At 70.8% G+C, this 12,972-nt stretch carries 13 protein-coding genes; 10 read left to right on the top strand and 3 right to left on the bottom strand.

Features of this window, described 5'->3' with window-relative positions; all coding sequences use genetic code 11:
* Window positions 1–40 precede the first annotated feature (40 nt).
* On the top strand, window positions 41–376 hold the full coding sequence (locus tag ACZ7EG_RS14530; RefSeq protein WP_471077277.1) for a hypothetical protein: 336 nt from the start codon (window positions 41–43) through the stop codon (window positions 374–376).
* Between the two features lie 84 nt (window positions 377–460).
* On the opposite strand, the gene ACZ7EG_RS14525 is transcribed toward ACZ7EG_RS14530, so the two are convergent.
* On the bottom strand, window positions 461–1,375 hold the full coding sequence (locus tag ACZ7EG_RS14525) for an RNA polymerase sigma factor SigF (protein ID WP_471078776.1): 915 nt from the start codon (window positions 1,373–1,375) through the stop codon (window positions 461–463).
* A 250-nt stretch (window positions 1,376–1,625) separates the two neighbouring features.
* On the opposite strand from ACZ7EG_RS14525, the gene ACZ7EG_RS14520 reads away from it, so the two are divergent.
* From ACZ7EG_RS14520 to ACZ7EG_RS14505, 4 genes are all read left to right on the top strand, one after another.
* Window positions 1,626–2,003, top strand: coding sequence for an STAS domain-containing protein (locus ACZ7EG_RS14520; RefSeq protein ID WP_031102780.1), 378 nt, complete (start codon window positions 1,626–1,628; stop codon window positions 2,001–2,003).
* A gap of 243 nt (window positions 2,004–2,246) precedes the next feature.
* Window positions 2,247–2,801 carry an ATP-binding protein gene (locus ACZ7EG_RS14515; RefSeq protein ID WP_471077274.1) on the top strand — a complete coding sequence of 185 codons (555 nt, stop codon included), beginning with the start codon at window positions 2,247–2,249 and terminating at the stop codon, window positions 2,799–2,801.
* Between the two features lie 439 nt (window positions 2,802–3,240).
* Entirely contained in the window at window positions 3,241–3,942 is a 702-nt protein-coding gene (locus ACZ7EG_RS14510; RefSeq protein ID WP_471077271.1) for an LPXTG cell wall anchor domain-containing protein, read from the top strand.
* Between the two features lie 92 nt (window positions 3,943–4,034).
* Entirely contained in the window at window positions 4,035–5,096 is a 1,062-nt protein-coding gene (locus ACZ7EG_RS14505; RefSeq protein ID WP_471078773.1) for a hypothetical protein, read from the top strand.
* Between the two features lie 59 nt (window positions 5,097–5,155).
* On the opposite strand, the gene ACZ7EG_RS14500 is transcribed toward ACZ7EG_RS14505, so the two are convergent.
* Window positions 5,156–6,694, bottom strand: a complete 1,539-nt coding sequence (locus tag ACZ7EG_RS14500; protein ID WP_471077268.1) for a peptide MFS transporter — start codon at window positions 6,692–6,694, stop codon at window positions 5,156–5,158.
* Window positions 6,695–7,208: 514 nt separating this feature from the next.
* Between ACZ7EG_RS14500 and ACZ7EG_RS14495 the strand changes: the two genes are divergently transcribed.
* The gene (locus tag ACZ7EG_RS14495) at window positions 7,209–7,886 is read left to right on the top strand and encodes a response regulator transcription factor (protein ID WP_471077265.1); all 678 of its coding nucleotides are present in this window, start codon (window positions 7,209–7,211) and stop codon (window positions 7,884–7,886) included.
* Between the two features lie 28 nt (window positions 7,887–7,914).
* A complete protein-coding gene (locus ACZ7EG_RS14490) occupies window positions 7,915–9,189 on the top strand; it encodes an ATP-binding protein (protein ID WP_471077262.1) in 1,275 nt (424 codons plus the stop codon).
* Between the two features lie 226 nt (window positions 9,190–9,415).
* Here the strand turns inward: ACZ7EG_RS14490 and ACZ7EG_RS14485 are convergent, their stop codons facing one another.
* On the bottom strand, window positions 9,416–9,916 hold the full coding sequence (locus ACZ7EG_RS14485; RefSeq protein ID WP_471077259.1) for a GtrA family protein: 501 nt from the start codon (window positions 9,914–9,916) through the stop codon (window positions 9,416–9,418).
* 162 nt (window positions 9,917–10,078) lie between these two features.
* Between ACZ7EG_RS14485 and ACZ7EG_RS14480 the strand changes: the two genes are divergently transcribed.
* The 3 genes from ACZ7EG_RS14480 to ACZ7EG_RS14470 are packed head-to-tail and all read left to right on the top strand — an operon-like array spanning window position 10,079 to window position 12,935.
* Window positions 10,079–11,218 (top strand): 5-(carboxyamino)imidazole ribonucleotide synthase, encoded by a 1,140-nt coding sequence (locus tag ACZ7EG_RS14480; RefSeq protein ID WP_471077256.1) that lies wholly within the window; start codon window positions 10,079–10,081, stop codon window positions 11,216–11,218.
* On the top strand, window positions 11,215–11,742 hold the full coding sequence (gene purE / locus ACZ7EG_RS14475) for a 5-(carboxyamino)imidazole ribonucleotide mutase (protein WP_107092465.1): 528 nt from the start codon (window positions 11,215–11,217) through the stop codon (window positions 11,740–11,742). The genes ACZ7EG_RS14480 and purE overlap by 4 nt, the downstream gene beginning before the upstream one ends.
* 5 nt (window positions 11,743–11,747) lie before the next feature.
* The gene (locus ACZ7EG_RS14470) at window positions 11,748–12,935 is read left to right on the top strand and encodes a dipeptidase (protein ID WP_471077252.1); all 1,188 of its coding nucleotides are present in this window, start codon (window positions 11,748–11,750) and stop codon (window positions 12,933–12,935) included.
* Window positions 12,936–12,972: the final 37 nt, after the last annotated feature.

Here is a 12,972-nt window from a genome sequence, read left to right as displayed (position 1 = left end):
ACGTCGGAGGACGACCGGCAGCAGAGGAGGGCGGGGACACATGGGGCGGGGACGGTGGGCGAAGCACTGGTCGGCACCGCTCGTGGTGAACGTACTGCTCGGGATCCCGGGCGTGGTGCCGTTCTGGCTGCTGTGGTACCTCGCGGCCAACTGGCCGCTCGCCGAGCTCGGCTGGACCGTGCGGGAACCCACCGAGAACGACGGCATGGCCCTCTGGCTCGTGATCGTCGTGCCCGTCGTCACGCTCTACGGCCTCATCTGGTGGCTCGCCAACAGGCCGCTCCGGCGCCGGACGGCACTCGCCCCGCACACCTACTGGCTGCTGAGCCTCACGGCCCCGCTGCTGCCGACGGCGGCGCTGTTCCTCAACTCCTGAGAGGCCGCCGGGACCACGGTGGCACGCGCCCGGGGGCGGGCCGTCCGGCCCGCCCCCGAGGGACACGTACACCAGGGTCGAGGATCACTCCTCGACGGTCAGCCCCTTGCGCAGCCGTACCAGCGTCCGCGACAGCAGACGCGAGACGTGCATCTGCGAGATGCCGAGCTCTTCGCCGATCTCCGACTGGGTCATGCCCGCGACGAACCGCAGGGACAGGATCTTCCGGTCGCGCGGCGGGAGTTCGGCGATCAGCGGCTTCAACGACTCGACGTACTCGATGCCTTCGAGTCCGTGGTCCTCGTAGCCGATGCGGTCCGCGAGCGCGCCCTCGGAGTCGTCCTCCTCCGGCTGGGCGTCCAGCGAGGAGGCGGTGTAGGCGTTCGACGCGGCCATGCCTTCGACGACCTCGTCCCTGGAGAGACCGAGGCGCTCGGCCAGCTCGGTCACCGTCGGGGCGCGGTCCAGCTTCTGGGCCAGCTCGTCACCGGCCTTGGCCAGGTCGAGCCGCAGCTCCTGCAGCCGCCGCGGAACGCGCACGGACCACGAGGTGTCGCGGAAGAAGCGCTTGATCTCGCCGATGATGGTCGGCATCGCGAACGTGGGGAACTCCACACCGCGGGACAACTCGAAGCGGTCGATCGCCTTGATCAGGCCGATGGTGCCGACCTGGATGATGTCCTCCATCGGCTCGCTGCGGGAGCGGAACCGGGAGGCGGCGAACTTGACCAGCGCGAGGTTCAGTTCGACGAGGGTGTTGCGGACGTACGAGTACTCGTGGGTCCCTTCCTCCAGCGTCTCCAGACGCTCGAAGAGGGTCTTGGACAGCGCCCGGGCGTCGACCGCGTCGACTTCCTCGTACGGGGGGATGTCCGGAAGTCCGGCGAGGAGGCCGTCCTGTGTGACGAGCATCTCGGCCTGCTCGATGGGATCCAGATGGTCCGGAGGGGGTGTCGACGTCGCTTTGTGGGTACGCGATCCGTCGAGCCGGGGTGACATGGTGTCCTCCATCGTTCTCGGCATATGGCTGCCGGAGCCGTTAGGTGCACTGCGGTGTGCGGCGCCTCCAAAGCCGGCCGTGTCGGGTACGTGTCCTTACTAGGCCTACCCGCTTTCCCGAGCCCACCGCAAGTGCGTTCTGTGGGCATATGTCCGTTTGTGTGTAGTTGTTCGGGTGTCGAAGCGTGCTGAGAAGGCGTAGTGTTCGAGGTCGTCAGCAACCACCTCGGCGTCGGGAGAGAGAGACGGCATGGACCGCGGGACGGTCGGCAGCGCACAGTCTGGCCGGCTTCTGGTGGAGGTGCGGGAAGAGGGCTCTAGTGCCGTCGTGACCCCGGCGGGTGAGTTGGATCACCACACCGCCGATCTGTTGCGTGAGCCACTCGAGGACTGCCTCGCCAAGGGATTCAAGCGCCTCGTCATCGATTGCGCGCGCCTGGAGTTCTGCGACTCCACGGGGCTCAATGTGCTCCTCGGGGCGCGGCTGAAGGCGGAGGCCGCCGGTGGCGGCGTCTCGCTCGCCGGCATGCAGCCGGTGGTGGCGCGCGTGTTCGAGATCACGGGTGCGGACGCGGTCTTCAGTGTCCATGACTCGCTCGAGGCGGCCCTGGCCGACGAGTCGGGCTGACCGGCGGTGCGTCGGCGCGCGGTGCCTCGGCGATCCCTCTGTGACCGGTATCCCAGCCCTGTCACGTCTTTCGTGCGGAATACATGGGTGTTCAGTCGGTCCCCCAGGGCAGGAGACATCCTGAACCTGTCGGGTACCCGGCTGGCCGGGGCGCCACGAAACCGACGTGCCGCGCACTGCGTGACTGACTGTGTAGTGAATTTTTTTAATCGTGAACTGGTGAATCGGTGAGGTGAAGCGCTGATGAGCACCACCCGGCCTTACCCGCCGGGCGACCGCGGGCCGGATCCCAGCGGCGCTTCCGGGGCGTCCGAGGGCGGCGTAGCGGCGACCGGTGCGTCCGGCGAGGGCGCGGGAGCGCCGTCCGGGCCCGCGTCGCCGCCGGGGGGTCCGCAGGTGCGTCGGCTGAGCTTCGAGGACGAGAGCGGCGTCGTTCCGCTGGCCCGCGACTTCACCCGCCAGGCGCTGTACGCGTGGGGCTGGCTGCCCGCCGCCTCCGCCGACCAGCGGGCCGCCGCCGAGGATGTGCTGCTGGTCGTCTCCGAGCTGGTGACCAACGCCTGCCTGCACGCCGAGGGGCCGGACCAGCTGCGGATCTCCTGCGACAACAAGGTGATCCGCGTCGAGGTCGCCGACCGGGGTGCCGGCCAGCCCGCACCCCGTACTCCGCACCGCGCGGGACGCCCGGGCGGTCATGGCATGTTCATCGTCCAGCGCTTGTGCCTGGACTGGGGCGTGGTCCGTACGCCGGGAGCCTCCGGCAAGACGGTGTGGGCAGAACTGGGCGCTCCTGCCTGATCCTGGGGGGCCTCTGTCCGGTCTGCGCGCACCTGCCTGATCCTGGGGGCCTCTGTCCGGTCTGCGCGCACCTGCCTGATCCTCGGGGTCTCTGTCCGGTCTGCGCGCACCTGCCTGATCGTGGGGGCCTCTGCTCGATCCGGGCGCACCGGCGTGATCACAGGGGCACCTGCCTGCACGCTTCTTCACCTCCCGCCCGGTGTCCTTTCGGTCACGGTGCTCTCGCGGCCGTGCGTCCGAACGGGTGACCGTCCTTGCCGCGGGGCGCCGCCGCGCATCCCCCATACGTCGCTCAGTGCGCCGCATCCCCCATACGTCGCTCAGTGCGCCGGATCCCCCACAGATCCGGCGTGCGCTGTGTCTTCCCTCCTCAAGGCCCCGGGCGTACCTTGACGGCCCGATCTGATACGCCGTCAGGAACAGGAAGGGGAGCGGCACCGTGTCGTACCGGAAACGAACCGCCGCGCTCGCGTCCGCCGCGGCCCTGGCCGGCTCGGCGGTGTGGATGGCCGCCCCCGCCGCCCGGGCCGAGGTCGTCGACGTGAACTACCAGTGCAAGACACCGATCGGCGACAAGAGCGCCGTCTCTCCCATCGACATCAAGGGCGTCAAGAGCGGAGGCGGCTACCGGATCACCATGTCCTGGCAGAAGGGCGTCTCCTCCAGCCCGGTCGAACTGGGCAAGGGCGCGATGACGCCGAGCGCCACCATCGCCCTGGGCGGCGCGGACAGCGGCACCCTGTCGGTGACCGGCCCCGCCAACGACGCGGCCATCCCGGCCAACACGCCCATCAAGATCAGCGACCTGAGCGGCACGTACACGCCGAAGAAGAGCGGCGAAGTCACCTTCACGGCCGGCGTGCTCACCATCAAGGCGCTCGGCACGACGACCACCTGCACGCCGACGAACGACCCGGGCCCGTCCCTCACCCTCGACGTCGAGGCCGCGGGGGGCGGCGGCACGACCGGATCCGCCCAGGGCGGCGGCTCCGGCCCCGACACCGGCGCCGGACTTCCGCAGACCGGGCCCGAGGACTCGGCCGTCGCCCTCGGCACCCTCGGCGGCACCGTCCTGCTCGCCGGCGCTGCAGGTGCCCTGTGGCTGACACGACGCCACCAGGGGGCACGGGCGGGCCGTTGAGCGCGCGACCCGCCTGGCGGGTGCACCAGCGCAGGACCGCACGCCGCTCGGTCCGGCCCCACGCCGGCACCGTACGACCGCTGGAGCCGCCGATGCCGTCCGCCGTCCGTCTTCCGTACGTGTCGTTGCCGGTGCTGCTGGCGCTGCTGGTCCTGGCGGGTTCCGCGTCCGTCGGGGCGGTGGACCGGCCCGCCGTCGAGCTGTCCAAGGCCCAGGCGGGCACGGGCGGTTCGGTCACGGTCAGCGGCAGCGGCTGGCGGCCGCGTGCCCTGCTGACGCTGCTCGTGTGCGGGCAGGCGGAGCCGCGTCGGGGCGTGACCGGCGGCACCAATTCCTGTGCCAATGCCGACGGCCGGGCCGTCACGACCGGCGCCGACGGGCGCTTCCGCAGCGAACTGCCCGTCGTGGAGCCGCCCGTGCCATGTCCCTGCGTGGTGCACGTGGCCACCGTGACAGGAGCCGCGGCCGAGGCCGACGCGGCCCTCCAGGTCGCCGGACACGCGGTCGAGCCGCTGCCCGCGGAAGCGGCCGGCGGACGGCTGTCCCTGCTCGCGGAGACCCGGCTGCGGGGCTCCGGCGGTCTGCTCACCTGGTTCGGCTCCCCGCCCTCCCGGACCCTGGTGGTCACCGTCGGCAACGTCGGCACGTCCCCTGTGCGGAACCCGGTCTTCCAGGTCGGCACCTCGCACGGCGTGTTCGCCCCCCAGTGGCAGGAGCAGCGGTGGCGCGGCACGATCCGGCCCGGTGGCAAGGCTCGCATCGAGCTGCCCGTGGAACTCGGCGCCGGGGCGCACGGCGACTACACGGTGTCGCTGAAGTACGGCGGCAAGGTGCTCGCCGAACACCCCTGGGGCGTGGGCCGCCCCTGGGGCGTGACCCTGTTCTGGGTCCTCGTCCTCCTGGTCGTACCGGCGGCGCTGGTGCGGGGCGGACTGGCCGTGATCGACCACGCACGGCCCCGTCGCCCGGGCCACGCGGCCCGCCCGGCCCGCCGCCTGCCGCCCCCGGCCTCCCGCCGGGCCTCCGCCACGCCCAGTGGCCCGGGCGACGGGGCCCGCCCGGCCCGCCGCCTGCCGTCCCCGGCCGCCCGCCGGGCCTCCGCCACGCCCTGGTTCGCGCCGGACGGCGATCCACCGAGATCGACCGGGACATGAGGAAGGGCCGCCACACCCGGGGGTGTGACGGCCCTTCTCCCGGAGTCGGGCGGCCGCGCTCAGTGGACGTCGCCCATCAGGGACTTGACCTTCCTGCGGTACATGTACACCGCAAGACCGGCGAGCACGGCGAGCACCGCCTCCACGGCGACCGCACCGGTGCCGCTCAGGTCCACGCCGCCGACGGCCGGGTTGGAGAGCAGACCGGTCACCGAGTCGCCCGCCGTGACCGCGAGGAACCAGACGCCCATCATCTGGCTGGCGTACTTGGCGGGGGCCATCTTCGTCGTCACGGAGAGGCCGACCGGCGAGAGGCACAGCTCACCGACGGTCTGGATCAGGTAGATGCCCACCAGCCACATCGGGCTGACCAGCGTTTCGCCGCCGGCCATGCCCAGCGGCAGCAGGAAGAAGAAGAACGAGACCCCGATGAAGAACAGCGCCGCGGCGAACTTGGCGACGGTGCTCGGCTCCTTGCCCTTGCGGTTCAGCCACAGCCAGAACCAGGCGAAAACCGGGGCCAGCGCCATGATGAACACCGGGTTCAGCGACTGGTACCAGGAGGAAGGGAAGTCGAAGCCGAGCAGCGACCCGGAAGCCTTCGTCTCACCGAACGCCTGGACCGTGGATCCGCCCTGGTCGTAGATCATCCAGAACGCGGCGGCCGCGACGAAGAACCAGATGTAGCCGGTCATCTTCGACTGCTCGACCGTGCTGAGCTCCTTGTCCCGCTTGATGCGGATCAGCACGCCGGCCGGGATGACCAGGCCGATGACCGTCAGCGGGATCATCGCCCAGTTCAGCGTGAAGTGGCCGGTGAAACCGACGACGCCGTAGAAGACGGTCGCGGCGATCAGCCACAGCAGGCCCTTGCGCAGCCAGGACGTGCGCTCCTCGGCCGCCAGCGGCTTGGGCACGATGTTGCTCTGCGGGCTGAGGTTCCGGGTGCCGATGAGGAAGGCGGCGAGGCCGATGCCCATGCCGACCGCGGCCAGACCGAAGCCGAGGTGCCAGCTCACCTGCTGGCCGACGGTGCCGATGATCAGCGGCGCGAAGAAGGCACCCATGTTGATGCCCATGTAGAAGATGGTGAAGCCGCCGTCACGGCGCGGGTCGTCCGGTCCGTCGTAGAGGTGGCCGACCATCGTGGAGATGTTGGCCTTCAGCAGCCCCGAGCCCAGGGCCACCAGCGCCAGACCGGCGAAGAAGGGCGCCTGGCCGCCGGGCAGGGCCAGCACCAGGTGGCCCGCCATGATCGTGACGGCTGCGATCGCCACCGTCTTGCGCGGCCCCCAGACGCGGTCGCCGAGCCAGCCGCCGGGCATGGCGAGCAGGTACACCATCGACAGGTACACCGAGTAGATGGCCGTCGTCGTGGCGAGGTCCATGCCCAGACCGCCGCCCATGCTGCCCTTCTTGGCGTCCGGACCGCCGGAGAGCAGGTAGACGACGAGCAGGGCCCGCATGCCGTAGAAGCTGAAACGCTCCCACATCTCGGTCATGAACAGAGTAGCCAGTCCGCGGGGGTGGCCGAAGAAGGTCTTCTCGGCACCGGGGGTGCCCGGTCGGGCCGAGTCCTTCGTCAGGCTGGACGCCATGGTCGTTCCTTGCTGCTCGGGACGCGCCCCGCAGCAGCGGTGGTGCGCCCGGTGGGGGCTGCCGGCACCGGTGGGTACGGCCGTCCGTCCGACGCCTTCGGGGGGTCCGCTCCGGGTCACGGAGCGGTGGGCGGTCGCCACCGGGATCCACGCCTCTACGCGCGTCGCCGCACTACGAGGCCCGGCTACTGGTCGTTTCTCGTTGGGGCCGGCGAGAACCGGCCCGCACACAAAAGAGACCCTCAGGGCAAACGGCCTCTGAAGGTCGCCATGGTGCTACAGGCGTTGATTCACCATACGGCAGGACACCGACCCATATGGAAGGACTTGAGACACGGATCACAGGTGTCGGGGGAACCGCACGCCCGTTTCCAAGGTCCTTTCCACGATCCCACCCCATGGACGGAGGTTCTTACGCTTACCTCAGGCACGTAAGAACCGTGCATGCCGACGGTAAGAATCAGGGGTTCCGGTCACACCCCAGCTCAGGGCGTTGCAGGTCTACCATCACCTCATGACCCGTGTACTGCTCGCCGAGGACGATGCGTCCATCTCGGAGCCGCTGGCCCGTGCTCTGCGCCGGGAGGGCTACGAGGTCGAGGTCCGTGAGGACGGACCCGCCGCTCTCGACGCCGGATTGCAGGGTGGCGTCGATCTGGTCGTGCTCGACCTCGGCCTGCCCGGCATGGACGGCCTGGAGGTGGCCCGGCGGCTGCGTGGCGAAGGCCACGCCATCCCGATCCTCATCCTGACCGCGCGGGCCGACGAGGTGGACACCGTCGTCGGGCTCGACGCGGGCGCCGACGACTACGTCACCAAGCCGTTCCGGCTCGCCGAACTGCTCGCCCGGGTGCGGGCCCTGCTCCGGCGCGGCGTCTCGGAGCCGCAGCAGCCGCCCGCCACGCACGGCGTGCGCATCGACGTCGAGTCGCACCGCGCCTGGATGGGCGAGGAGGAGCTCCAGCTCACCGCCAAGGAGTTCGACCTGCTGCGGGTGCTGGTGCGCGACGCGGGCCGGGTCGTCACCCGCGACCAGCTGATGCGGGAGGTCTGGGACACGACCTGGTGGTCGTCGACCAAGACCCTCGACATGCACATCTCCTGGCTGCGCAAGAAGCTCGGCGACGACGCGGCCAACCCCCGCTACATCGCCACCGTGCGCGGTGTGGGTTTCCGTTTCGAGAAGAGCTGAGCCGCGAGGCGGGCTCGGGTAACAGGACATGCGTCGCCGACTGATCCAGTCCACGCTCGCCGTGGTGCTCGTCGTGATCGCCGTCTTCGGCGTCTCCCTCGTCATCGTCGAGACCCGGACGATCAGCAACAGCGCCCAGGAGCGGGTGGAGTCCGAGGCGGTCCGGCTGGCCAGCATCGTCGACAGCCGGCTCTTCGGGGCGCAGCAGGTCGACGCGGAGGTGCTGCGCGAGCAGGTCACGCAGGACCGCTACTACGCGGTGATCCGCATTCCCGGCGAGTCGCCCATCCAGGTCGGCGACAAGCCGGAAGGTGACGTCATCACCGCGACCGCGCCCGGCGAGGAGGGCGAGACGGTCACCGTCCAGGAGCCGCGCTCGTCGGTGACCCGCGAGGTCGGGCGGACGCTACTGATCATCGCGCTGGTCGCGCTGCTGGCGGTGGTGGCCGCGGTGCTGCTGGCCGTCCGCCAGGCGAACCGGCTGGCGTCCCCGCTGACCGACCTCGCGGAGACGGCCGAGCGGCTCGGCTCGGGCGATCCACGGCCCCGGCACAAGCGGTACGGGGTGCCCGAGCTGGACCGGGTGGCGGACGTGCTGGACGGCTCCGCCGAGCGCATCGCCCGCATGCTGACCGCCGAGCGCCGACTGGCCGCGGACGCCTCCCACCAGCTGCGCACACCGCTCACGGCGCTGTCGATGCGGCTGGAGGAGATCACCCTCACCGACGACCCGGACACGGTGAAGGAGGAGGCGACGATCGCGCTGACGCAGGTCGAGCGGCTCACGGACGTCGTGGAGCGGCTGCTGACGAACTCCCGCGATCCGCGCACCGGCTCCGCCGTCTCCTTCGACCTCGACGAAGTCATCCAGCAGCAGCTCGCGGAGTGGCGGCCCGCGTACCGCAGCGCGGGGCGGGCGATCGTCAGCTCCGGCAAGCGGCATCTGCGCGCGGTGGGCACACCCGGCGCGGTCGCGCAGGTCCTGGCCGCGCTGATCGAGAACTCCCTCATGCACGGCGGCGGCACGGTGGCCCTGCGCACCCGCGTCACCGGCAACCAGGCGGTCATCGAGGTCACGGACGAGGGCTCCGGAGTCCCCGCCGACCTCGGCGCCCGCATCTTCGAACGGGCGATCAGCGGCCGCAACTCCACGGGCATCGGCCTGGCGGTCGCCCGCGACCTCGCGGAGGCCGATGGAGGCCGCCTGGAGATGCTCCAGACCAAGCCCCCAATCTTCGGCCTGTTCCTGTCCCGCACGGCACTGCAGAAGCCCACGGACGACGAGGAGCCGATGGTCCGCTAGGGCCTGCCGTTCGGATCAGGCCACAGGAGACTCACGGTGCTGGTCGATGCAGGTGAGCGGGGTCTGGTGCGTGTGGCTGCAAGGCGGAGGGGGCGTCGACGCGATGGGGGCCCCTCCCACGCGAGCGCGGCCGAGCGTGGGGGAGTCGGCAACCGACGGCAACGCGGCAGATGTGCGTGTCAGGCCCCGCGTCTGTGGCGTGGCCCAAACGACAGGCCCCAGGGGGCTACGGCACCTGCTGCTTCGCCTTCGGCAGGTCGGTGGGACCGGTCCGCGGGACAGGGGCCGGCACGGGCTCCCGGGCGGGCAGCGCGCGGAAGACCCAGGAGCGGTAGGACCAGAAGCGGAACAGGGTCGCGATGCCGATGCCCAGGAACTTGAAGACGTTGTTCTGGAGCGGGGTGTTCCAGCCGAAGCCGTACGTGGCCGCGTACAGGACGCCGTTCTCGATGACCAGGCCGATCGCGCTGAACAGCAGGAACAGGGTCATCTCACGGGTACGGCGGCTCTTGTCGCGGTCGCGGTACGTGAAGTAGCGGAAGCCGACGTAGTTGAAGACGATCGCCGCGATGGTCGCGATGACGCTCGCGCGGACCACCTGGAGCTCGGTGGTGTGGCGTACGAGGTTGAAGACGAGGAGGTTGACCAGCACCCCGGCACCGCCCACGGCGCCGAACTTGGCGACTTCGCGAACGACCCGTCGGAGCCGGGAGACACCATGTCCCATGGTCGTGCAGGCCCCCGTCCGTCGTCGGCGTCGATCCAGCCATGCTAACCACCCTCCCGCGCGATCTTCCTGCGGATGCCGGTGGGCCGCCGGAGATGGTCCGGGCGGGGCCGGTGAGGGACAGGAAACCGGCCACCCTGGCGCGGCCGATACCCTGGGGGCGTGACGTTCCCGGTAGTCGGCATGGTCGGCGGTGGCCAGCTCGCTCGTATGACACACGAGGCGGGCATCCCGCTGGGCATCAGGTTCAAGCTCCTCAGTGACACCCCGCAGGACTCCGCTGCGCAGGTCGTGAGCGATGTCGTCGTCGGCGACTATCGCGACCTCGACACGCTGCGCGAGTTCGCCCGGGGGTGCGATGTGATCACCTTCGATCACGAACACGTACCCACCGAGCACCTCAGGGCCCTGGAGGCGGACGGCATCCCCGTGCGCCCCGGCCCGGACGCGCTCGTGCACGCCCAGGACAAGGGGGTGATGCGCGCGAAGCTCGACGCGATCGGCGTTCCCTGCCCCCGGCACCGGATCGTGTCCGATCCGCAGGACGTGGCCGCCTTCGCGGCTGAGGGCGACGGCTTCCCGGTCGTCCTCAAGACCGTCCGCGGCGGCTACGACGGCAAGGGCGTGTGGGTCGTCGACTCCGCCGAGGAGGCCGCCGACCCCTTCAAGGCCGGCGTCCCCGTGCTCGCCGAGGAGAAGGTCGACTTCCTCCGCGAGCTCGCCGCCAACGTCGTCCGCTCCCCGCACGGCCAGGCCGTCGCCTACCCGGTTGTGGAGTCCCGCCAGGTCAACGGCGTCTGCGACACGGTCATCGCCCCGGCACCCGACCTCGACGAGGCCCTCGCCCTGGAGGCCTCCGGGATGGCGCTGAACATCGCCAAGGAGCTCGGCGTCGTCGGGCACCTCGCGGTCGAGCTGTTCCAGACCCGCGACGGGCGGATCCTCGTCAACGAGCTGGCCATGCGCCCGCACAACTCCGGCCACTGGTCGATGGACGGCGCCGTCACCAGCCAGTTCGCCAACCACGTCCGCGCGGTCCTCGACCTGCCCCTGGGCGACCCGCGCCCGCGCGCCGAGTGGACGGTCATGGTCAACGTCCTCGGCGGCGACTACCCGGACATGTACTCCGCGTACCTGCACTGCATGGCCCGCGACCCCCAGCTCAAGATCCACATGTACGGCAAGGACGTGAAGCCCGGCCGCAAGGTCGGTCACGTCAACACCTACGGCGACGACCTGGACGACGTGCTGGAGCGCGCCCGTCACGCAGCCGGCTACCTGAGAGGCACCATCACCGAATGAGCCCTGTTGTTGGCATCGTCATGGGGTCGGACTCCGACTGGCCCGTCATGGAGGCCGCCGCCAAGGCCCTCGACGAGTTCGAGATCGCCTACGAGGTCGACGTCGTCTCCGCGCACCGCATGCCGCGCGAGATGGTCGCCTACGGCGAGCAGGCCGACGCCCGCGGGCTCAAGGTGATCATCGCCGGGGCTGGTGGCGCCGCCCACCTGCCCGGCATGCTCGCCTCCGTCACCCCGCTGCCGGTCATCGGCGTGCCCGTGCCGCTGAAGTACCTCGACGGCATGGACAGCCTCCTGTCCATCGTGCAGATGCCGGCGGGTGTCCCCGTCGCCACGGTCTCCGTCGCCGGTGCCCGCAACGCCGGTCTGCTCGCGGCCCGCATCCTCGCCGCACACGATGAGGAACTGCGCGGCCGGATGCGCGACTTCCAGCAGGAGCTGAACGACCAGGCCACCGAGAAGGGCAAGCGCCTGCGTTCCAAGGTCGAGGGCGCGGGCGGCTTCGGCTTCGGCGCGGGGAAGTGACGGCGATGTCCGCCCAGGAGGCGGCCCGGGAACTCCTGCGTGAGTTCCCGGTCGTCGACGGCCACAACGACCTGCCCTGGGCGCTGCGCGCGCAGGTCCGCTACGACCTCGACGCCCGGGACATCGCCGCCGACCAGAGCGCCCATCTGCACACCGACATCCCCCGGCTGCGCGCGGGCGGGGTCGGCGCGCAGTACTGGTCGGTGTACGTCCGCACGGACTCGCCCGACCCGGTCGCGGCCACGCTCGAACAGATCGACTGCGTACGCCAGTTGCTGACCCGTCACCCCGAGGACCTGCGGCCCGCGCTCACCGCGGCCGACATGGAGGCCGCGCGCGGGGAGGGCCGCATCGCCTCCCTCATGGGGGCGGAGGGCGGCCACTCCATCGCCAACTCCCTGGGCACCCTGCGCGGCCTGTACGGCCTCGGTGTGCGGTACATGACCCTCACCCACAACGACAACGTCGACTGGGCGGACTCCGCGACCGACGAGCCGAAGGCCGGTGGTCTGACCGCGTTCGGCCGTGAGGTCGTCCGGGAGATGAACCGGCTCGGCATGCTCGTCGACCTGTCCCACGTGGCGGCGACGACCATGCGGGACGCGCTCGACGCGAGCTCGGCCCCGGTGATCTTCTCCCACTCGTCGTCACGAGCGGTGTGCGACCACCCGCGCAACGTCCCCGATGACGTCCTGGAGCGGCTGCCCGCCAACGGCGGCATGGCGATGGTGACGTTCGTGCCGAAGTTCGTGCTCCAGGCGGCCGTGGACTGGACGGCCGCGGCCGACGAGAACATGCGCGCCCACGGCTTCCACCACCTCGACACCACCGCGGAGGCCATGAAGGTCCACCGTGCCTTCGAGGAGCGGCACCCGCGTCCGGTCGCCACGGTCTCGACGGTGGCCGACCACCTGGACCACATGCGCGAGGCGGCCGGCATCGACCACCTGGGCATCGGCGGCGACTACGACGGCACGGCCTTCACCCCCGACGGCCTCGCCGATGTCTCCGGCTACCCGAACCTCCTCGCGGAACTGCTCGACCGCGGCTGGTCCAAGGCCGATCTGGCCAAGCTGACCTGGAAGAACGCGGTCCGGGTGCTGGACGCGGCGGAGGACGTGGCCCGGGGGCTTCAGGCGACCCGCCCACCGTCCAACGCCACGATCGAGTCGCTGGACGCGCCCATCGGCTGAGCGTCGAGGGCGGGACGGTCGGTGCAGCCGGTCGCCC

This window comes from Streptomyces sp. NPDC037100 (assembly GCF_055606225.1).
The sequence above is the reverse complement of the archived record's forward strand: the minus strand, read 5'-3'. Positions and strand labels throughout refer to the sequence as shown.

What these genes read in the sequence shown, in the direction of transcription:
- ACZ7EG_RS14530 (WP_471077277.1), top strand. Translation starts at nt 41, where the DNA reads ATGGGGCGGGGACGGTGGGCGAAGCACTGGTCGGCACCGCTCGTGGTG.
- ACZ7EG_RS14525 (WP_471078776.1), bottom strand. Translation starts at nt 1,375, where the DNA reads ATGTCACCCCGGCTCGACGGATCGCGTACCCACAAAGCGACGTCGACA.
- ACZ7EG_RS14520 (WP_031102780.1), top strand. Translation starts at nt 1,626, where the DNA reads ATGGACCGCGGGACGGTCGGCAGCGCACAGTCTGGCCGGCTTCTGGTG.
- ACZ7EG_RS14515 (WP_471077274.1), top strand. Translation starts at nt 2,247, where the DNA reads ATGAGCACCACCCGGCCTTACCCGCCGGGCGACCGCGGGCCGGATCCC.
- ACZ7EG_RS14505 (WP_471078773.1), top strand. Translation starts at nt 4,035, where the DNA reads ATGCCGTCCGCCGTCCGTCTTCCGTACGTGTCGTTGCCGGTGCTGCTG.
- ACZ7EG_RS14500 (WP_471077268.1), bottom strand. Translation starts at nt 6,694, where the DNA reads ATGGCGTCCAGCCTGACGAAGGACTCGGCCCGACCGGGCACCCCCGGT.
- ACZ7EG_RS14495 (WP_471077265.1), top strand. Translation starts at nt 7,209, where the DNA reads ATGACCCGTGTACTGCTCGCCGAGGACGATGCGTCCATCTCGGAGCCG.
- ACZ7EG_RS14490 (WP_471077262.1), top strand. Translation starts at nt 7,915, where the DNA reads ATGCGTCGCCGACTGATCCAGTCCACGCTCGCCGTGGTGCTCGTCGTG.
- ACZ7EG_RS14485 (WP_471077259.1), bottom strand. Translation starts at nt 9,916, where the DNA reads ATGGGACATGGTGTCTCCCGGCTCCGACGGGTCGTTCGCGAAGTCGCC.
- purE (WP_107092465.1), top strand. Translation starts at nt 11,215, where the DNA reads ATGAGCCCTGTTGTTGGCATCGTCATGGGGTCGGACTCCGACTGGCCC.
- ACZ7EG_RS14470 (WP_471077252.1), top strand. Translation starts at nt 11,748, where the DNA reads ATGTCCGCCCAGGAGGCGGCCCGGGAACTCCTGCGTGAGTTCCCGGTC.